Origin of the sequence: Alteromonas confluentis, from assembly GCF_001757105.1 — a bacterium.
In the GTDB taxonomy this organism is placed as follows: Bacteria; Pseudomonadota; Gammaproteobacteria; order Enterobacterales; family Alteromonadaceae; genus Alteromonas; species Alteromonas confluentis.
Genome location: NZ_MDHN01000005.1, coordinates 52,539 through 73,192, shown reverse-complemented (window position 1 = coordinate 73,192; position 20,654 = coordinate 52,539). Strand labels below are relative to the sequence as shown.

The window sequence follows — 20,654 nt, the reverse complement described above, 5'->3', positions numbered from 1 at the left end:
CCGCGGATTACATCAGACCGGCTTCAGTCGCCATGGCCTGTAAGTTTTTATGACCAAGGGTGGCAAAAACCAAAGGATTGGCCACTGCCGGGTCCTGCTCGGCTTCTACCACCAGCCAACCTTCGTAGTTATTCTCTTTCAACACTGCAAATAATGACGGGTAGTCCACACAGCCATCGCCCGGTACGGTGAACACGCCGTTCAGTACAGCATCAAGAAAACTGATATTGCTATTTTTGGCGTCAATCATGACGTTCTTGCGAATGTCTTTGCAGTGCACGTGATTGATGCGCGATGCCCAACGCTTCGCGACGGCAACAGGATCACCGCCGGCAAAGAGACAGTGACCACTGTCCAGCAACAGGCCCAGCTCAGGGCCGGTGCGCTGCATCAATTCATCAATCTCGTCTTCAGTCTGAATGACTGTGCCCATGTGATGGTGATAAGCAAGCTGAACACCATGATCAAGGGCGTGCTTAGCGACCTTGCCCAACTTATCTGTATATTCCTGCCAGCGCGCGGCGGGAAAAGGTCGACGTAGGGACAGAGGTTTGGACTGGTCGCCATGCACGCAACCGGTGACTTCACAGCACACCATCACTTTGCAACCACTGTCGCGAAGTAATTCCAGGTGTGGCTGCATAGCCGCAATTTCTTCTTCCACGCTGCGTTCCAGCAGCATCAGGGAATACCAGCCGGATACGGCTTTCAAACCATGAGCAGCCAGCACAGTATTGAGCTTGTCTGCTTCACGGGGAAACTTGTGACCGAGTTCAAAACCTGCAAAACCAGCTTGCTTACCTTCTTGCAGGCACACTTCCAGTGGCGTGTCGCCACCTAAAGACGGCAAGTCGTCGTTGGTCCAGGTGAGAGGGTTAATACCCAGTTGTACTGCCATCGTTCTTCTCCTCAACAAAGCCTGTTTACAGGTTCTTAAATTGTTTTGCTTTTTGCGCTTCGTAGAACGCGCGGGCCTGTCTCACTTTTTCACGGGGAGACACTTCAGGCACCGCAACATCCCACCAGAAGCCGCCTTCTTTGGTGACTTTCAGTGCATCTGTATCTAATGTGATGACGTAAGTTTTATCCGCTGCTTTTGCCCTTTCTAAGGCCGCTTCAAGTTCACTGATGCTGTCTACTTTCTCTGCCTCGGCGCCAAGTGCTCTTGCGTGACCGGCAAAGTCTGTTTTCGGTGCTCCTTCAGGCACGGTCAGACAGTCGTCCAGCAAATTGTTAAAACCCGGACCGCCACAAAATTCCTGTAAACGGTGAATACAGCCATACCCGCGGTTATCCAGCACCACCAGAATCATTTTGTAGCCAAGCATCACGGAAGTGGCGATTTCTGAGTTCAGCATTAAATACGAACCGTCCCCCACCATCACAAATACGTTTGAGTCGGGCTTTGCCATTTTGGCGCCCAGGCCACCAGCGATTTCATAGCCCATGCACGAGAAACCGTATTCCATGTGGTAACCCCGCGAGAAACGGGTTCGCCACAACTTTTGCAGCTCGCCTGGCAGCCCGCCTGCAGCACAAACAACAATGTCTTCTTCGCCCGCAGCACGGTTTACTGCACCCACCGCTTCAGGGTCAGTCAGAGGCAAGGTGTTTTTATTCGCAGTGGCTTCATCAACATAGTTGTCCCAGGCTGCTTTGGCCGCCGTCGCGTTTTTCTTCCATGCATCATCAGGCGCCCAGCCATGTAAAGCCTGAGACAGCTGCGGCAGCGTTAACTGCGCATCGCCAACTACGGGCTTCGCGTAATGCTTAATAGAATCAAACGGCGCCACATTCACAGACACGATTTTTGCATCTGGATTGATCATGGTGCGGGACCCTGAAGCAAAATCCCCAAGACGCGTACCCACAGCGATAATGAGATCACAGTCGGCAGCCAACGCATTGGTAGAACCGGCACCCGTCACCCCGATACTGCCCATATTTTGCGGATGATCCCAGGGTAGCGCGCCTTTACCGGCCTGCGTTTCTCCTACCGGTATCCCATAGTCAGAGACCAATGCTGACAGCGCACTTTCCGCACCGGAGTAATGCACACCGCCACCAGCAATAAGCAATGGCTTTTTGCTATTTTTGATAAGCTCGACTGCGGCTTTCAGCTCAGCCACGTCGGGCTGTTGGCGACGTAACCGGTGCACTTTCTCAGCAAAGAAATGCGCCGGAAAATCCCAGGCAAAGGTTTGAATGTCCTGAGGTAAAGCCAATGTCACCGGACCACAATCCACAGGATCGGTCAGTACACGCATGGCCTGAGGAAGCGATGTCAACAACTGCTCAGGACGGGTGATGCGATCGAAGAAACGACTCACTGGCTTGAAACAGTCATTCGTGGTCACGGTGTGATCATGGAATGTTTCCAACTGCTGCAGCACCGGATCAGGCATACGCGTGGCAAAAGTGTCACCGGGCAGGAACAGCACCGGAATCCGGTTCACATGTGCAACCGCTGCCGCTGTCACCATATTGGTAGAACCCGGACCCGCAGAGGCGGTACATGCCATCATCTGTTGACGATTCAGGGTTTTTGCATATGCGATGGCAGAATGTGCCATGCCCTGTTCGTTGTGTGCGCGGTAGGTAGGCATATCATCTTTCACCTGATACAAGGCTTCACCTAAACCGGCCACATTACCGTGCCCGAAAATGGCCCATACGCCGGCGAACATTGGCTTGATTTCGCCGCCAATTTCGACTTTCTGCGCCATCATATATTTCACAACGGCTTGCGCCATCGTTAAACGGAGAGTGTCAGACATCGTACAATCCTCAATAATTCGCGTGGCTATTAGAGGCCACGCTTATTCCACACGTTGACCAGATGGCTGTAGTTTTGTTTGATTCCTGCAACCATTTCGTCATCGTTGATTTCGTTTGCCAGCCAGGCTTTTGATGGGCCAGAGAAAATAGAACGGCCAACGGCAAACCCTTTCACCATTTTGCTTTGTGAAGCTTGATTAAACCCTGCTTCAAGTTCGTCCATGGGCGCGTCTAAGCCCAGGATCACAACACCATGACAATGGGGATCATTGGTGTTGACCAGGTGCTCTACCTCTTCCCACGACCGCGCACTCAACGGAGGCAGCTTCCACCAATCAGGCTTGATACCTAAATTGTAGAAACGCTTGAGCGTACGTAGATAGTTTTCGTCAGTGCGAGGCTTGCTGGCCGGTAAGATCACTTCCAGCAATAACTCATGGCCGGACTGGCAGCAGGATTTATAAACTTCACGTACCAGACTTTCGTGTTCCAATCGCATTTCGAGAGAATCATCGGGATGATAGAACACCAGGCATTTAACAATTTGTTCGGCTGGCCAGCTGATTAGCTGACTACCAATATTGCCGTGTTCAAGGCGCAGCGGACGCGAGCCCGGTAACTCGATGGGGCGTGCCACCCACCAGCCTTTTCCGGTAACTTCGTTCAATACGGCCTGACCATATGTGCCATCCACAAACACACCGATTTTGCCCTGTAGGCCCAGTTCTTCACGGGATTCTTCTGCTGCCCGCAAAATAAGCTTCTTCAGTTCAGGGATGCGGCTGATATCTGCCCCTGCATCAATGGCCATTTTTTCCAGCTGACTGCGATGATCAAAAGCCAGAATGTTCAGCTCTTCCCAACTTCTGTCGCGGGTGGTTACGCGATGCAGATGCTGCAGGCGCTTATCCAGATCAGGACGGGGAACAGATTCTGCCCGGCTCAGGTAGTCGTCGAGTTCTTCCGCGCTGGGCATAGCTGGTGCACAGCCATGGCGTGATACCACCAGCGCACCACACGCATTGCCGTACTGGCAGGCTTTTTCCCAACTATCACCGTTCAGGTAACCGCGTAACAAACCCGACATAAAGGCATCACCGGCTCCCAACACGTTCATCACCTCAACCCGTACGCCAAGAACATTGAGCGCGCCATCTATATGGTCAGGCAAATCACCTTCGAATACTGAGCAACCTAAAGCGCCTCTTTTACACACCAATACAGCATCGGTGTGTTTACGCACGGTTTTCAGCGCTGTTAAGGTATCTTCTGAACCGCCGGCAATATGAAATTCTTCTTCAGTGCCGACAATCAGGTCGAAGTGGCCGAGTACGTCCTGCAGATTTTGGGTAACTTCCTCAGATGCGATAAAACGGGTCTCTCCATCACCCGGGTTCGTTAACCCCCAAAGCACCGGGCGATAGTCTATATCCAGCGCACGCTTAACGTTGTTACGTCCTGCATATTCAAGTGCCGTTAGCACGGCTTCGCGGGTTTTTGGGTTAGACAAATGTGTGCCGGTAATGGCAAGTGCCCGGGATGATGCAATGTAATCCTCTTTTACATCTTCCGGCGTAATCGCCATATCGGCGCAATTGTCACGGTAGAAAATCAGTGGGAATGTGTCTTCATCTTTCAGACCCAGCAACACAAGCGCAGTCAGACGCTCTGGATCAGTAATCAGATTACTGGTATCTACGCCTACCCGGGTGAGCTCTTCACGCAGGAAACGTCCCATATGTTCGTTTCCTACCCGGGCCAGCATAGAGGATTTCAATCCCATTCTTGCTGTACCGTAAGCGACATTGCCAGATGAACCACCCAGATATTTGGCAAACGTTGTTTCGTCTTCCAGGCGTGCACCAATTTGCTGACCATATAAATCAACGGCCACGCGTCCCATGCAAATCAGATCAAGTTTCTTATTCGTGATACTCATTTTATTGTCCTCGTACAACGCGCGTTTTGCGAAATGCTGGCCGCGTCTGTCAGGGGTTTTCACGTTAGTTGTTAAATTTTCGATAAGCTTAATTAAACGAAATAAATATTTCAACAACTAATTTTCGAAATTTTAATTTCATTCCAAGATTACTATAACCTTTATACAATTTTTCATTAATTACAGTAGGTTAAATAGAAAAATAGTGAGTGAAATTTTTGTTTCAAACCGATTTCATTTGAGAAGAAATCAGTTCTTCCACCAAAGCCGGAACAAATTATGTTTAACATTTAATGCACGAGTATGATGCTCTGTTAGCGCCAGCTCCGGATCGTCCATCATGTAGTCACATAATTTAGTAATTTCAGACAACACATCACGATGTTGGGGGTTCTGGATATGCGACTCCACCCAGCCCACAAAAGCAATGCGTTCTCCCCGTTCCACAGGTAGCACCTGATGCATCACCCCCGAGGGGTAGAAAAGCAGCGTTCCCTTCGGCTCTTTCAACTTCATCACTTCCCCACTGGCGAAAGCCAATTCAAGCTCACCGCCTTCATAATCATCGGGATCGTTGAGAAAGAGCGTCAGGGAGTAGTCTGACCTGACCTGCTGCTGCCCATTACCTAAAAAAGCAGAGTCTGCATGCTTCCCATAAAACCCGCCTTCTCTGTAGCGATTAAATCGTGGATTCACCAGGCTTTTTGGAAACATGCGTGTACGTATAAAACTACTTTCCATAATCGCCTGGGTGATTTGTCGCATCAGAGCATCGGCCGGTGCCGTTTGCTGGCCCATCTGAAACGCAATCTCTTCATTACCTTTTACTTTTTGCCGGTAGAGCTTGCCCGGAGCCAGCCCCGATGCCCAGGGCAACGGGCTAAGCTGGCTTACCAATTCATCGCATTGCGATGCGCTAAGTAGAGGAACCCGGGAAATCATCCGCGACTCTCCTGAACCCGATGTCTGACTTGCCCTGCATGCGTCGTCAACGCCTCTGCTTCTTCAGATTCCAGGCTTTCTTTTCGGGTAAACCAGTAAGTACCGCTGATGAAATACAACACGGTGGGTACCATCAACCATTCTTTGAATTCTGGCAGTGCTGCCGTTCCGGCAACATATACCCACACCGCCAGGCCGCAACAGGCAATCAATGATGAAATAGCAACAAACTTGGCCAGCGATACCAGACTGCTACGACGAGTGCCGGCTCTAGCAGCCTTGACAATAGCTGCATCCTGGCTAAAGAAAGCTTCTTCTTCACGAATGCGTTTGTCGTAAGCCGCTTTCTCTGCCGCTTGTTGCTCCGGATAAGCGACTTTTGCCCCGGCGAATGCGGCTGCAACCATGTAGGTAACCGTCGCTGCAATCCAGGTAGGAAGTAGTAAGAAGAACAGATGTACGCCAGCAATCTGATTCAGGAAGAGCGCGAAAGCCAATGAACCAATCCAGGCGCCTAATGCCGGGCCATTGATGTGACCGCCACGATATTGATTCCAGTATTGTGTCATACCAAACTTAGGTAACAGCCAGTGCTCGGCCACCAGAATGGCGCCGATGGGTGAAATAGCCAGACCCATGATGCCGAGAAAATCGAGCATTTGTGAAAAAACAAAAGGGAAACAAGCAATAATGGTGGTAAATACGCCTACGACAGCCGTTACTTTAACGCGACACCATTTAGGGTTCAGCGATTGAAATGCCAAGCCGGCGCGATAAATTGTCGGATTCGAGGTTGTCCAGCCAGCGATAACAACAGCAATGATGCCTGCCCAGCCCAGTGCCTGATAGGCCACTTCGCCAGCATCAAGCTGCGTGATGCTGGTTTTAAGTAACAAGGCAGCAGCGGCACCCATAATACCGGCACAAATCCACGCCATATAATGACCAATGAACATACCAAGTGAAGATAAATAACCGTAAGAAGAACGACGGGCGAAACGCAGGATTGTCATGTCAGACATTGCGCCATGCATTGGCAAATTACATACCCAGGCAAAAGCGGCTACGTGCCATACACCAAGACCGTTGTCTTTTTCCTGCCATATAAAGGTATCACCCACAGTGATGAAATCACCGAAGCTATGTATTCCTGATACTGCCGTTGTTGAAGATATTAAAATAGGAAGCGCGGCAACGCCGCCGATGAAGAACATCAGAATCATCCAGGGTGCACAAACCGCAGCAAACTGCGCCACTTTTTTAAACCCGTTAATGGCAACATAACCAATGACCGCCCCCACGCACACTGCAACCAATACAAAACTGGCGCTATTGGGATACCAGGAGACTTGCGGAGGAATATCAAAGGGAATACGCACCGCTGACGCCGAAACGGTGATCATGGCGCCAGCAATAATCACGAACAACACACCATTGATGACGCTGTAAATTTTAACAATGCCCGGCCCGGCGACCTTTTCAAGATAGCTATATAGTGTCAGTCGCGTGCGGACTGCAATAGGGGCACAGATCCACGCCCAGGTGAGCACGGCAAACAGGTTACCAATTAGCAAACCAACAAAAATATCGTAGGTAGACACGCCTAACGAAACAAATAATGCACCGATAACAAACTCTGTGCCGGCAACATGTTCACCTGCATAAGCTGCAGCGAAATGCCTGGCGGGTTCGAGCTTATTCGCCGCTACAGGCTGATTCTCAAATTCTTGTACTTCGCTCACGGTGGCGACCTCCAGTGTAGGATAACTAAAGTGTAGAAGACGTTGCGGAAGCCGCGGCCCCGGTACTAAATACACGGGCTGAATAGCGGCCATTCCTGCAGTTTTCTTACAAAACGTTTATTTCGATATTTTTTAAAGTTAAAATGACATTTGATTAACTAAAGCCAAAATAACCCAGTTCAAAATTCATTTCAAACGAAATTTTTATTTCATTTATCATTATTTCAATCACCGCTCATCATTGTGGTGATTTTGAAAAACACCCTAAAAACACGCCAAATCGAGCGAACATAGCGGGATACAGCCACTTTTTGACGAACTGCACTGTTAACCCAATGTGAAATTTTTATTTCTTTTTGTTTGACTATAGAAATTTTATTTTGTAAAAATATTGTCAGCTGATGGCAACCCTACTTAAAAAAGTCGTCAGGACACACTAAATAGTTAACCAAAACTTTACAAAAAGACGTCATTCTGGAGACACGCATATGAAAGCCGGTTACAGAAAAACCTTATTGGCCTGTTGTATAACCAGTGCATTATCCCCTCTTGCACTTGCTCAGGAAGCACAACCGCAAGATCAGGCAGCACAGGACGCAGAAGTCATAGAAGTACGAGGTATTCGCCGCAGTTTAAGTGAAGCACAGGACATTAAACGTTCAGCACCAGGCGTGGTTGATGCTATTTCAGCCGAAGATCTGGGTAAATTTCCTGATACCAACATTGCAGAATCGCTGCAGCGCATCCCGGGCATTGCTATCGACCGTAATGGTGGCGAAGGCCAGTTTGTAACCGTTCGGGGCTTTGGTCCCAGCTTTAATACTGTGTTGGTTAACGGGCGTCGTATTGTTTCTGAAACAGGCGGACGGGAATTCAGTTTCGACCTTTATCCTGCCGAACTCATTTCCGGTGCTGAAATATACAAAACCGGCGTTGCATCTCTGCAAGAAGGCGGTATTGGTGCAACAGTAAATCTGAAAACAGCCCGCCCATTCTCACTGGCAGACGGAACCATGCTGTTTTCCGGCAAAGCACTGTATGACGACAACAGTGAAGAAACCACGCCACAATTATTCGGTCTTTATTCCACCAGCTTTAATGACGGTGCAACCGGCTTCTTGATTTCAGGCTCGTACCAAAACCGAAAATCTCAAGAAGATTTCACTAATACCAACGGCTGGTTACCTACCGATGTTGAAAACATTAATTTTGCAGAAGGTGTGGATGCAAACCCGGGCAATGTGACAACGGCCTTTATTCCCCGTGAAACGCAAACTGGACGTCGTCTGCAGGAACGTGAGCGCATGAATGTGCAGGCAGTGTTCCAACATTACCTGAAAGATGAATTACTGCTGACTGTTGATGGTTTCTACAATAAATTCGACGTGAACTCCAACGCGACTATGCTGGGTTCTTGGTATGGCACGCCGGCTGCCACCAGCAATGTTATTTTGAATGAGAACGGTACCGTTCTGGAACAGGATATCTCTTCAGAGGTGGGTATTCTGAATCGCCTGGAAGGCCGTCCTACAGAAACCCGTGCCATTGGTTTTAACCTGAAATGGCTGGCTACCGACGAACTGACCACAGTATTTGATTTTGGCTATTCTGATTCAGAAGCGAAACAAGGCACAGGTAATGGTCAGGCGGTGATGGGCTTCACTGATGATCCGAATGATCCAACCGATGATTTCCATTTCGATAATTACGGCAACGAAGCGCAGGTCATTTATCCTGAAGCCATCGTAAATCGCCTGCTTGATAAAGATAGCTATCGCTCACACGTTGCTCAGTATGGCGATCAGGCCGGTGACGGTACTGGCGGTAACTCAGTGGAAGCCAGCATTTACCAGTTTGCTATTGATAACGTATACGAACCGTATGACGGCGGTATGCTCAGAAACATCAAGTTTGGTGCTAACTACTCAAAAGAAGATAAAACGGTTGATATTGTTCGCCCAAGCTTCGATGTGTTCTGTCAATATTGCTTCTTTGGTATTGATGTTCCTAATGAATTGGTTCTCGATTTCGACACCAGCGGTTTACTGGACGGCGTTTCTCCGGATACGTTCCGTGATATCTACAGCTTTAACCTGAACGACTACATCGGCTGGCAAACCTCTGCGGAAGGCTTTGCGGCCCGTGATGAATATTATGGTCTTGAGTCGGGCACATCACAGGCGTTTTACGAAGCGCAGCCGGGTGGATTTCTGGGTACACGCCAACCAGACAGCTACGAAGTGAGCGAAACCATTTTTGCAGCCTATGCCGACATGCTGTTTGAAGGCTCTCTGAAAGACATGGAGTGGAAACTCAATACCGGTGCGCGTCTGGTTTACACTAAAGACGAAGCAACAGGTTCACAACAAAACTTAGTCAGTCTGTCTCAAACCACAGCGACACAATATAATCCCGGTTTTGATACCTCTGGCAATGAATTTCAATCAGAGTCGAATGACTATCTGAAGCTGTTGCCAAATATCAGTTTCACGATTAATCCTACTGAAGACTTTGTGGTACGCCTCGCGGTATCTGAAACCATGACCCGTCCGGAACTGAAAGATCTGGCACCACGTTTATCTTATCTGGATTTACGCCCGGGTTCTTTGAATGCCGTTGCCGGCAATGTGAACCTGAAGCCTTATACCTCTATTAACCTGGATGCGTCGTTCGAGTACTACTGGGGTGAAATCAATTACGTGAGTCTGGCGTTGTTCCAGAAAGAGGTGCAGAACTTCATCGTGACAGATAATGAAGTGGTTACCATTTCTGATGTCGACATCCAGCAGCCACTTATTTCAGCAGATGCCGCCATTGACGCCAATGCCGGTACCATCGACTTTAATGTTCAGCGCCCTCTCAACAGTGAAACGGCAGACGTTAAAGGTATGGAACTCGCGGCACAGTATGCGTTCGATAGCGGTGTGTTGGAAGGTCTGGGTTTCTCAGCCAATGCCACATTCCTCGATTCAAATGCTGAAATTGCATCAAATTCTGATGTCAGCACCCTGTTCGCGATTCCCGGACTGGGTAACTCAATGAATGCGACCATGTTTTATGAAAAAGGTCCCATTGAAGCTCGTATTTCCTGGAGCAACCGTGATGAATTTCTTGAATATCTGATCAACCCGAAAGCCGGTGTTGAACCCGTATTCACAGAAGAATTCTCACAAGTTGACTTCCAGCTGACCTACCGTATCAATGATGATTTCTCTGTCTTTGTAGAAGGCACAAACATCACTGATGAAGCCATCCGTAAACACGGACGGTACGACGAACAGTTCATTCTGTATCGTAATACCGGTCCGCGTTATGCCCTTGGTTTCAGAGGTCAATTCTAATAAATCCTCCGGGTCAAATCCGGGCGGAGCTCAGCTCCGCCCGTCTTTGTTTAGGCGTGAAATATCTATTTCACGATTATTGCATTTATTTTTAATGGAACCTGAACATGAAACTGTCCTGTTGCACAGATGTACTTAGTAAACTCTCATTCGAAGACATGCTCGATACCCTCAAACTCAAAGGGGTAAGTGCCATCGAAATTACAACCGGCGGCTGGTCTTCTGCCCCACACCTGAATATGACGAAGCTGCTCACTGATAAAGGTGCTCGCGAAGCATTTCAAAGCGCATTAAGTAAACGCGGTATGACGATTGCCGCGCTAAACTGCTCAGGCAACCCACTAGATCCAGGCCCTATGGGACAAGCGCATAAAGAAGCCGCTTTTAACACCATGGAGCTGGCCGGGCTATTGGGTGTGAAGAAAATTGTGATGATGAGTGGCCTGCCGCCTGCCTCGCCGGAAGACACCGTGCCAAACTGGATAACTTACACCGTAAGTTGGCGTGCTGATCTGAAAGAGAAACTGGATTACCAATGGAATGACGTTGCAATCCCATTCTGGAAAGCACTGGTTGCCCATGCTGAGCATCATGGCGTTGAGAAAATCGCGCTGGAAAACTTCAGTGCACAGTTAGTGTGGAACCCGGAAACACTGTTCCGCTTACGCAATGCCGTTGGCCCCATGGTTGGCCTTAACGTAGACCCAAGCCATATGATCTGGATGGGGATGGACCCGATAGCCGTTGTGCGCGAACTGGGTGACGCCATTCATCACGTACATGGAAAGGACATTCGTCTGGAAAAAGGCATGGTAGAGAAGAATGGCCTGCTTGAAACCAAAGTTGTTGAAGATGTGGCAAACCGCACCTGGAACTACGTTGCCGTGGGTTGTGGCCGCGACTTGCAATGGTGGAAGGCATTTTTTTCGGTGATCAGAATGACCGGCTACAACGGTTTTGTTTCACTGGAAATGGAAGATCTGACCATGTCTATGGAAGCCGGTCTGGACACGTCCATTGCCGCGTTAAAGCAAACGATTAGTCAGTGAAAACAAGAGAATAATGGGTTAGAGTAGCGAGCATGAATAACCAGAAAGATAAAGATGTGGATACTGAAAAAAGTCTGAACTGGGGTGAATTACAGGAGTTAATAAAATCCCGTTATCCTCAGATGAGCAAGCGTTTAAAGCAAGTCGCAAAATTCGTACTGGAAAATCCCGATGCTGTGGCATTTGAGACCATCGCGGTAATTTCTGAGCGAATCAACGTACCGCCATCAACGCTTATCCGTTTTGCTTCCGCCCTGGATTTCAGTGGTTTTAACGAAATCAAGCAGGTTATTAAAGAAGTAAAGCTGGAGAACACCAGTAACTACAGCAATCGTATTCAGCTCGTTCGCAGCCAGCAAAGTTGGGAGAGCGATGAACTGCTCCCCCGCTTCGCCAAAGCAAACCGTGATGCGTTACGCCATCTCGAAGATACGGTGACCCGTGATGAAATCAAGCAAGCAGTAGAACTGATGCGCAAAGCGCGTCATATCTTCTTGCTGGGTAACGGCCGGGCACACACCGTAGCCACATATCTGCATTACGCACTGAATCATATCGACAAGAAAATCTTCATGATCAGTGGTACCGGCGGTATGTTCCAGGAACAGATGTCTAACGTAGAACGTGGTGACTTGCTGCTGGCGATCAGTTTCAGCCCCTACTCTTCTAACACTTGTGAACTTGCTGCTCAGGCTGCTAACCGGGGAGTTACAGTATTGTCGATTACAGACAGTCCGATATCACCGCTTGCAAACACCAGTCAGCAATCTTTCATAGTACAGGAAGCGAGAGTCGACGCTTTCCGCTCGCTGTCTGCATCGCTGTTGTTGTCTCAGGTTCTTGCTATTGGCCTTGCCGACAGCCGTTCTGATGAAGGCTATCAGAGCAATGGTACCTTACCCGAATAAAACCTTTTTACGCGCCCGTTGTAACCGCATCGGGCGCGGCTAATGCACAGTCAATAAACGCAGAAATGGCACTGGATGGATTGTCTTTTCTGTACACCAGATAGGTTGGTGCAAAGGCGATATCTTCATCTACCGTTTTCAATGTTAGCCCTTCAGTTTGATGCAGTGCCAGTACTGAGCGCGGGACCATGGCAAGCCCCATTCCGGCGATAACACAGCCAATCATGGTGAAATGACTGGGGATCTCCGTGACTCTTTCGCAAACATGGTTGTGTCTGGCGAGCCACTTTTCCAGTCGATGTCGATACGAGCAGCCGCGGCTATAGCCAACCATGGTCAACGTCTCCGGCAATGCAGAGTTGCTTTCCCACTCTCGGGGCAAGATGAGCACTAACTCCTCTTCGAAGCACTTCACCCGTTCCAGTCTACGGTCGTCGGGCGGGTCCGATGCCATCACTAAATCGAGCTCTCCAGCCAGTACCCGCTCAATCAGCGGCATAGAGGCGTTGGCAGTCAACTCAAGTTGGACAGCGGCATAATGTTGGTGAAAGCGGGCCAGAATACCGGGTAATCTGGCGGCCGCACTGCTTTCCATTGATCCCAGTCGTAGCAAGCCTGCTGGCTCAGCATCGGTGAGTTCAGCAATCGCCTGTTTTTGCAGATTAAGGATTTTATCGGTGTATTCGAGTAAACGAAGCCCTGCTGACGTCACCGTCAACCGGTTGCTCTCGCGCAAAAACAGATCAGTATTGAGTTCAGCTTCCAGTTTCTTAAGCCTTGCAGTAACGTTCGACGGCACCCGGTGCAATACCTCCGCCGCCCGACTGACACCGTTTTGTTCAACAACAGTTTTAAAAACCAGCAGATCTGAAATATCCAACACTTCCCCACAATTTCATTTTTAATGAAAGAAACCTTCTCATTTATTCATTATTATTGAAAGTTAATTTTCCTTATACTTTCCGCTATAGTGAATGAAAGGAGAAATATATGACCTCAGCCCACAGCGAAAACCAGTCACTGGTGACTAAAGGGTTAATTTATGCCCTGGCCGCCGTAATGATATGGACGGGCTTTATTCTGATCACCAAAGCCGGCGCCCTCGCTGCACTGGCCATCCCTGATATGATGATGGTGCGTTTTGGTACCGCGTTCATTCTGTTCTCTCCCTTCATCTGGAAACATCGACGGGTTATATTTCAGCGAAGAATGCTGGCACTGGGTGCAATTGGTGGTCTGGCCTACGGATTAACGGTATTCAATGGCTTTTCTCTAGCCCCGGCTACCCATGCTGCTTTATTACTTCCGGGGCTGATGCCCATCATGATTGCAGTGCTTGCATACTTCCTTGCCGGAGAGCGACACACCCGTCAGGCGTGGACAGGCATTCTGTTCAGCAGCGCAGGCATCATTGCCCTGCTAATCGAAACCCTGCTAATGGATACGTCCTATCTGGCTGGTGATATAAGCTTTATTATGGCTTGTGTTTTCTGGGGGATTTTTACCGTATTGCTGCGCCGCTGGGGATTCGCCCCATGGCATGCAACCCTGGGCATCATCACCTTTACTACGCTACTTTTTGCACCGGTTTACGCGCTGTTTCTGCCCCACCATATTGCTGACAGCAGCTGGGAAATGATTGCCCTGCAGGCCTTTTATCAGGGCGTAATGGCCACTACCGTTCAAATGGTCTTATACGCAAGAGCGGTGCACATACTTGGCGCAACCCGTATGGGCGGACTCATGGCGCTGGTGCCGATTTTCGCCAGTGTGATTGCAGTACCATTATTTGATGAGGTGTGGACCACGGGACTTTCTATTGCCATAGTGATGATTCTGACAGGGACACTCATCAGTAATAATCCGGTACAGGCGCTAAGCGGACAGAAGCGTCAGGCTACTTGATACACGCACTCCCTGCATGTTAATCACCACAGCGTTAGTGATGTGACGCCCAATACCAGTTATCGGTATATTTTATTATTTGCGTCACATCATCCTCATTCAAATCTGAGTAGTTCCTTGGATCGCCACCGTCAGGTACAAACAAAAAACCAGAGTAATTGTCCAGTATGCCTCTGTATGTGAAAAAGAAAACGTAAACCAATCCGTCAATATCCCGGACCACAATCTCATTTCCACCCATTGATATTTTTGAATACGCGGAGTTAAGGGCAATCAGTGCTGAGTTATGACTGACATTCGGGACAAGTTCGCCTGAGTAAACTCTTTCGACGACCTCCTGGCGTTGAGACTCATACAAATGAAAATCTGCATCTATCCATAGATTTGTAAAAGGAACAAACAATACTATGGCAAAGGCAGAGAACTGAATTACTGCAGGTATGGTTGCCCGCCATCGGATTTCTCTGAACTTAAATAGACATGAAAGACTGAAGCATGCTCCCGTAATAAACAGAACCATTACCAACCACATCAGCGGTAACATCAAAAAAGGCGTTATCCAGTCAACAATTGTCCACTGAAAGGCGATAACCAAAATTGCAAACGCTGACACACCAAAAGCCAGTGTTGTTCTTTTCCCTATTCCTTTAACCATAAACTTCCCTGTTATTAATTCTGATACTGTATCTTGCGTTAATTCTCACAATATCGTTAATAGTCGGTTTTGGACATACTATCAGGCTCATATGCTGATGTGCCTGATTTATACTACCTAGTATCTCTGGTAGCCCCTCCAAACCATTGGCTCTGGTGAAACTAAAAAGGGGACCTACCTTCGTAGCTCCCCTCTTTCTATTTGTCAGGTAAAACCAGACTTAACTTTCAGCTTTCCGTATTACTTTACAGAACAGGAATCCAGCTTCCAGATACGATCAACGTAATCTTTAATGGAACGGTCTGAAGTGAACTTACCCATCTTCGCGGTATTGATAATGGCCATTTTCGCCCAGCGCTCTTTATCGCGATACGCTTCGTCTACCAAAATCTGCGCATCAGAATAGGCACGGAAATCAGCCAGTACCATGTACGGGTCGCCGTTATCTAACAAGCTTTGTTTTATAGACACCAGTGCGCCTGGTTTGCCTGGAGTGAAGTAATCTGTCTCTAACCAGTCCAGAACGGCTTTGATTTCAGGGTCGCGATAGTAGTAGTCCAGCGGCTTGTAGCCTTTTGCCTGCAACGCGTGCACTTCATCAACATCCATACCAAAGATAAAGATATTCTCGTCACCCACTTCTTCTGCAATCTCGATGTTTGCGCCATCCAATGTACCAATGGTAAGCGCACCATTCAGAGCCAGCTTCATGTTACCGGTGCCTGACGCTTCTTTACCGGCAGTACTGATTTGCTCAGACAGATCTGAAGCAGGAATCATTTTTTCAGCCAGTGATACCCGATAGTTAGGCAGGAACACAACTTTGATTTTGCCCTTCACGCGAGGATCATTATTCACCTTATCAGCCACTTTGTTGATGGCATAAATAATGTCTTTCGCCAGTTTGTAACCCGGCGCGGCCTTAGCTCCAAAGATAAACACCCGTGGATGCATATCGTAATCGGGGTTTTCAAGAAGTCGACGGTACAGCGCCATAATGTGAAGCAGGTTAAGATGCTGACGTTTATACTCGTGCAGACGCTTAATTTGCACGTCGAAAATAGCATTCACATCTACGTCGATATCCAGCGACTGTTTAATTTCTTGTGCTAACAGTTTTTTGTTTTCCAGTTTCACTTTCATGAACTGTTTCTGGAAGGTTTTATTGTCAGCAAACTTAGCCAGACCTTCGAGTTTCTTGAGATCGGTAGGCCAATCGCTGCCAATCTTCTTATCAATTAACGCAGACAATGGTGGGTTACACGCTTTCAGCCAACGTCGTGGCGTAATGCCGTTGGTCACGTTAGTCAGCTTGCCCGGCCACATTTCGTCAAATTCAGGGAACAGATCTTTCTTCACAAGGCGGGAGTGAATTTCTGCTACGCCGTTAACTGCAAAAGAGCCAATCACAGACAAGTTACCCATACGTACCATTTTCTCGTTACCTTCTTCGATAATCGAGAGTTTGGCTTTCTTAGCATTGTCGCCTGGCCACATTGCATCCACTTCAGCCATGAATCGATGGTTAATTTCGTAGATGATCTCCAGGTGGCGCGGCAGAATCTTTTCAATCATACGTGCAGGCCATTTTTCTAACGCTTCTGGCAGCAAAGTATGGTTGGTATAAGCGAACACTTTAGTACAGATATTCCACGCGGTATCCCAGTCAAGCTCAGCACGGTCTACCAGAATACGCATCAGTTCCGGAATGGCGATAGCCGGGTGCGTGTCATTGAGTTGAATAACCACCTGATCGACAAAACGACTCCAATCGTCACCGTGAGCACGCTTATAACGGCGAATGATGTCTTTCAGTGAACAGGAACTAAAGAAGTATTGCTGAATAAGACGCAACTCTTTACCCGCTTCCGTTTCATCGTTGGGGTAAAGTACTTTCGAGATGGTATCGGCCTGTACGTTTTCACGCTGAGCATCCACATAACCACCGGCGTTAAATACGTCCCAATTGAAGTATTGAGATGATTGGCTCTTCCACAAACGCAGAACGTTTACGGTTTTGCCGCCGTAACCTACTACCGGAATATCCCAAGGTACACCTTTAACAATCGAACCTGGGTGCCATTCTTTCTGGATGCGGCCGTTCTCACCATATTTGGTTTCTACATAACCGTATAAAGAGACTTGCTGGATAGATTCTGGACGGCAAATCTCCCAGGGGTTCCCGAAGTCACGCCAGCTGTCCGGGCGTTCAATTTGCGCACCGTTTTGAATTTCCTGACGGAATAAACCATGTTCATAGTGAATGCCATAACCAATTGCGGGTAATTCCATTGTGGCCAGAGAATCGATAAAACACGCAGCTAGGCGACCCAATCCACCGTTACCCAGCGCCATGTCAGGCTCTTCTTCCATCACATCCGCCAGTTCAATACCCAGCTCTTTCAGCGCTTCATTGGCTACGTCATATAGTCCAAAATTTTGCAGGTTATTAGACAGTAGACGACCCATAAGGAATTCAGCAGAGAAATAATGTACTGCGCGGGTATCGTTGAGGTAATGGGTTTTCTGCGTCTTTCGCAGGCCTTCGAGCACCTGTTCTTGCATGGCAGCACAGGTCGCTTTCCACCAAGCATGGTTGTTGGCTTTGTTTTCGTCGGTGCCTAAGGTGCAGTGTAAATGACGAATGACAGCAGATTTAAATTCGTTCTTATCGCCTGCGGTAACCGCAACAGGTGCAGAAGGTTTTGCACTGGTTGATTTTGCGTTCATATCAGTTCTCACTTAACAATGTGGTCAACCATATTGACCAAAGATGGTTAAAACTAACCCAATGTGTAATTTAATTACATCGGTAAAAATCAAGATGACAGCAATATAACAGTGTTAAAAACAACTTTTTGTAAAAGTTTTGTTAATTACCAAAAAAAATGGGCTGCATTTTTAAATACAGCCCATTTATTAACATAAAATTTACAACATTTTAGTATTAATACAACATTTGCGTTTTTACTTAATGATCTTCGCGACTAATTCTTCAGCTTCTTTAATAAGTGACTGTAAGTGAGTTTCACCATTAAAGCTCTCAGCATAAATTTTGTAAATCTGCTCAGTACCTGAAGGGCGCGCTGCAAACCAGCCATTTTCAGTGGAGACTTTTACGCCGCCAATTGCGGCATTGTTACCCGGCGCATGGGTTTGCACCGCAGTAATGGGCTCTCCGGCCAGCGAATCACTGGTAACGACAGAAGCATCCATTGCAGACAGTTTTTGTTTCTCTTCAAGTGTAGCTGCTACATCGACACGCTGGTAAACCGGTGCGCTAAATTTTTCTGTAAGGGCAGCATAATGTTCGCCAGGATCTTTCCCCGTTACCGCGAGAATTTCAGCGGCCAGCAGACACATAATAAAACCGTCTTTGTCTGTCGCCCAGGTTGTGCCATTACGCTGCAGGAAAATTCCCCCTGCACTTTCTTCACCGGCAAAAGCGATTTCGCCGTTTGATAAGCCACCCACGAACCACTTAAAACCGACGGGCATTTCTGCCAACTCGCGTCCCAGACTGTCGGCGACACGGTCAATCATGGAACTCGATACCAGGGTTTTACCTACTTTGAGTGAGGTTGGCCAGTTCGGGCGATGTTGATACAGGTAGTTAATGGAAACGGCCAAATAATGATTAGGGTTCATTAAACCAGAGCTTGGGCAAACGATACCATGGCGATCAAAATCAGGATCGTTCCCCCACGCCAGGTCGAACTTATCCTTCAGCTCAATCAAACCCGCCATGGCATAAGCCGATGAGCAATCCATACGAAGTTTGCCGTCTTTGTCGCGACGCATAAAACCGAACTGCGGGTCAACCTTGTCGTTTACTACCGTAATGTCGAGACCATATTTTTCGGCAATACGTTCCCAGTAGCCCACACCAGCGCCGCCAAGAGGGTCCGTGCCCAGTTTCAAGCCCGCTTTGGCAATGGCTTCCATATCAACCACACTCGCCAGGTCATCGATATACGCTTCCATAAAGTCCGCTTCCTGGACTTTACCTTCAGCTCTCGCTGCCTGAATATTGATACGTTTAACGTCTTTATTGCCATTGGCGATAAGCGCGTTAGCGCGCTTTTGTATGACCGATGTGACGTCGCCATCGGCAGGACCACCGTGGGGAGGATTGTATTTGAAACCACCATCGCTTGGCGGATTATGAGATGGCGTTATCACGATACCGTCTGCAAGGTTTTCACTTCGCTGACGATTATAACGGATAATGGTGCGTGAAATGACTGGCGTTGGCGTGTAGCCGCGGCTGGCGTTGTCGGCTAATTGAATTACCACTTCAACACCATTGGCGGTAAGTACTTCGATAGCCGTTATCATTGCGGGTTCAGATAACGCGTGGGTATCTTTACCAATATAAAGCGGACCGTCTATGCCTTGTGCTTCACGGTATTCAGCAAGCGCCTGACAGATCGCGGCGATATGGACATCGGTAAACGTGGTATTTGCTGCAGTTCCGCGGTGTCCTGAAGTTCCAAAACTTACCGCTTCAGCAGGCTTACTCACATCGGGCTGAAAGGTAAAATACTGCGTTATTAATTCAGCAACATTGATAAGTTGCTCCGGCGCTGCGGGTTCTCCTGCATGGGGGTGTAATGCCATTTTTCGTCCTTTTCCTTTATAAGCATCTTGCTGACCAAGACTAAACTAAGCGAATTTTGCGATAACCGATCCCGTCGCCTCATCACCATACCCCAGGGTTTTCATGACTAGTTCTAACATCGCGACTTTCTTAGCCGTGTTATTGTTCGTCACTACCCAGTAAGGTGAATCTGGAATAAGTTTCGGATTAGTACTACTTCCGGTGCTCAGAAGTGCTTCTTTACTCGTTGCGAAGTAAATACGATTCTTACCCTTGATTTGTTCAACCTGAGCAAACGCATCTGAATGCAAATCATGGAGTTCCGAAAGGATAAACAAAAACAGATCAACGCGTTTGGTATATTGGGCAAGTACTGAGGCATCCAGTCTGGCTTCTATTTCACCACTACCATGTTGCACCTTTTCTACTACAGTGGGCGTTTTTTTCGTTGCTGGTTGACGCGCCTTTACAGGCGTGCTTCTAGCCACGCTTTTTTCTGCGGGCTTTGGCTCTGCCTTTGGTGTAGTTTGTGGTGCTGGTGATTCCGGTAACAGCAGACGGCGAAGGATATCAGAAGCATTCTCGCCGATATGCTTGGTTTGAGCTGCAATAAACGTATACAACTCGTCATCAATTTCTATGGTTTTCATTAGATACTTCCTTTATTAGCCGCATCATTATAGACAACCCGGAAATTGAAAACAGCACAAAATCAAACACAGATTGCGATTTACAGATAATCTGCCCTATGATGTATGCCAGCTGTCTATACTTAGGTATCAACAGCATAACCGC

At 48.0% G+C, this 20,654-nt stretch carries 14 protein-coding genes; 4 read left to right on the top strand and 10 right to left on the bottom strand.

The window, feature by feature from the left end; all coding sequences use genetic code 11:
- Positions 1 to 7: 7 nt before the first annotated feature.
- The 5 genes from iolE to BFC18_RS02185 all read right to left on the bottom strand — a co-directional run bounded on the left by iolE (position 8) and on the right by BFC18_RS02185 (position 7,401).
- Positions 8 to 898 carry a myo-inosose-2 dehydratase gene (gene iolE, locus BFC18_RS02205; RefSeq protein ID WP_070123560.1) on the bottom strand — a complete coding sequence of 297 codons (891 nt, stop codon included), beginning with the start codon at positions 896 to 898 and terminating at the stop codon, positions 8 to 10.
- A 25-nt stretch (positions 899 to 923) separates the two neighbouring features.
- Positions 924 to 2,777 carry a 3D-(3,5/4)-trihydroxycyclohexane-1,2-dione acylhydrolase (decyclizing) gene (iolD, locus tag BFC18_RS02200; RefSeq protein ID WP_070123559.1) on the bottom strand — a complete coding sequence of 618 codons (1,854 nt, stop codon included), beginning with the start codon at positions 2,775 to 2,777 and terminating at the stop codon, positions 924 to 926.
- 29 nt (positions 2,778 to 2,806) lie between these two features.
- Positions 2,807 to 4,717 (bottom strand): bifunctional 5-dehydro-2-deoxygluconokinase/5-dehydro-2-deoxyphosphogluconate aldolase, encoded by a 1,911-nt coding sequence (locus tag BFC18_RS02195; protein WP_070123630.1) that lies wholly within the window; start codon positions 4,715 to 4,717, stop codon positions 2,807 to 2,809.
- Positions 4,718 to 4,966: 249 nt separating this feature from the next.
- Positions 4,967 to 5,659: a Fe2+-dependent dioxygenase gene (locus BFC18_RS02190; protein WP_070123558.1), complete on the bottom strand. Its 693-nt coding sequence runs from the start codon at positions 5,657 to 5,659 to the stop codon at positions 4,967 to 4,969.
- Complete coding sequence (locus tag BFC18_RS02185; protein ID WP_070123629.1) at positions 5,656 to 7,401, bottom strand: purine-cytosine permease family protein; 1,746 nt, start codon at positions 7,399 to 7,401, stop codon at positions 5,656 to 5,658. Before BFC18_RS02185 ends, BFC18_RS02190 begins: the two co-directional genes overlap by 4 nt.
- A gap of 488 nt (positions 7,402 to 7,889) precedes the next feature.
- Here BFC18_RS02185 and BFC18_RS02180 point away from each other — a divergent pair, with 488 nt between their 5' ends.
- The 3 genes from BFC18_RS02180 (at position 7,890) to BFC18_RS02170 (ending at position 12,699) form a co-directional block, all read left to right on the top strand.
- Complete coding sequence (locus BFC18_RS02180) at positions 7,890 to 10,742, top strand: TonB-dependent receptor (protein ID WP_070123557.1); 2,853 nt, start codon at positions 7,890 to 7,892, stop codon at positions 10,740 to 10,742.
- Positions 10,743 to 10,849: 107 nt separating this feature from the next.
- Positions 10,850 to 11,791 carry a sugar phosphate isomerase/epimerase family protein gene (locus BFC18_RS02175; RefSeq protein ID WP_070123556.1) on the top strand — a complete coding sequence of 314 codons (942 nt, stop codon included), beginning with the start codon at positions 10,850 to 10,852 and terminating at the stop codon, positions 11,789 to 11,791.
- Positions 11,792 to 11,823: 32 nt separating this feature from the next.
- Entirely contained in the window at positions 11,824 to 12,699 is an 876-nt protein-coding gene (locus BFC18_RS02170) for a MurR/RpiR family transcriptional regulator (RefSeq protein WP_070123555.1), read from the top strand.
- A gap of 7 nt (positions 12,700 to 12,706) precedes the next feature.
- Here the strand turns inward: BFC18_RS02170 and BFC18_RS02165 are convergent, their stop codons facing one another.
- On the bottom strand, positions 12,707 to 13,579 hold the full coding sequence (locus BFC18_RS02165; RefSeq protein WP_070123628.1) for a LysR substrate-binding domain-containing protein: 873 nt from the start codon (positions 13,577 to 13,579) through the stop codon (positions 12,707 to 12,709).
- Positions 13,580 to 13,689: 110 nt separating this feature from the next.
- Here BFC18_RS02165 and BFC18_RS02160 point away from each other — a divergent pair, with 110 nt between their 5' ends.
- Positions 13,690 to 14,604, top strand: a complete 915-nt coding sequence (locus tag BFC18_RS02160) for a DMT family transporter (RefSeq protein WP_070123554.1) — start codon at positions 13,690 to 13,692, stop codon at positions 14,602 to 14,604.
- A gap of 34 nt (positions 14,605 to 14,638) precedes the next feature.
- Here the strand turns inward: BFC18_RS02160 and BFC18_RS02155 are convergent, their stop codons facing one another.
- The 4 genes from BFC18_RS02155 to seqA form a co-directional block, all read right to left on the bottom strand.
- On the bottom strand, positions 14,639 to 15,259 hold the full coding sequence (locus tag BFC18_RS02155; RefSeq protein ID WP_070123553.1) for a hypothetical protein: 621 nt from the start codon (positions 15,257 to 15,259) through the stop codon (positions 14,639 to 14,641).
- Between the two features lie 240 nt (positions 15,260 to 15,499).
- Positions 15,500 to 17,989: a glycogen/starch/alpha-glucan phosphorylase gene (locus tag BFC18_RS02150; protein WP_070123552.1), complete on the bottom strand. Its 2,490-nt coding sequence runs from the start codon at positions 17,987 to 17,989 to the stop codon at positions 15,500 to 15,502.
- A gap of 237 nt (positions 17,990 to 18,226) precedes the next feature.
- Positions 18,227 to 19,879: a phosphoglucomutase (alpha-D-glucose-1,6-bisphosphate-dependent) gene (pgm, locus tag BFC18_RS02145; RefSeq protein WP_070123551.1), complete on the bottom strand. Its 1,653-nt coding sequence runs from the start codon at positions 19,877 to 19,879 to the stop codon at positions 18,227 to 18,229.
- Between the two features lie 45 nt (positions 19,880 to 19,924).
- Entirely contained in the window at positions 19,925 to 20,509 is a 585-nt protein-coding gene (gene seqA / locus BFC18_RS02140; protein ID WP_070123550.1) for a replication initiation negative regulator SeqA, read from the bottom strand.
- Positions 20,510 to 20,654 lie beyond the last annotated feature (145 nt).

Coding starts and splice junctions, on each gene's coding strand:
- iolE (WP_070123560.1), bottom strand. CDS start 898: ATGGCAGTACAACTGGGTATTAACCCTCTCACCTGGACCAACGACGAC.
- iolD (WP_070123559.1), bottom strand. CDS start 2,777: ATGTCTGACACTCTCCGTTTAACGATGGCGCAAGCCGTTGTGAAATAT.
- BFC18_RS02195 (WP_070123630.1), bottom strand. CDS start 4,717: ATGAGTATCACGAATAAGAAACTTGATCTGATTTGCATGGGACGCGTG.
- BFC18_RS02190 (WP_070123558.1), bottom strand. CDS start 5,659: ATGATTTCCCGGGTTCCTCTACTTAGCGCATCGCAATGCGATGAATTG.
- BFC18_RS02180 (WP_070123557.1), top strand. CDS start 7,890: ATGAAAGCCGGTTACAGAAAAACCTTATTGGCCTGTTGTATAACCAGT.
- BFC18_RS02175 (WP_070123556.1), top strand. CDS start 10,850: ATGAAACTGTCCTGTTGCACAGATGTACTTAGTAAACTCTCATTCGAA.
- BFC18_RS02170 (WP_070123555.1), top strand. CDS start 11,824: ATGAATAACCAGAAAGATAAAGATGTGGATACTGAAAAAAGTCTGAAC.
- BFC18_RS02160 (WP_070123554.1), top strand. CDS start 13,690: ATGACCTCAGCCCACAGCGAAAACCAGTCACTGGTGACTAAAGGGTTA.
- BFC18_RS02155 (WP_070123553.1), bottom strand. CDS start 15,259: ATGGTTAAAGGAATAGGGAAAAGAACAACACTGGCTTTTGGTGTGTCA.
- BFC18_RS02150 (WP_070123552.1), bottom strand. CDS start 17,989: ATGAACGCAAAATCAACCAGTGCAAAACCTTCTGCACCTGTTGCGGTT.
- pgm (WP_070123551.1), bottom strand. CDS start 19,879: ATGGCATTACACCCCCATGCAGGAGAACCCGCAGCGCCGGAGCAACTT.
- seqA (WP_070123550.1), bottom strand. CDS start 20,509: ATGAAAACCATAGAAATTGATGACGAGTTGTATACGTTTATTGCAGCT.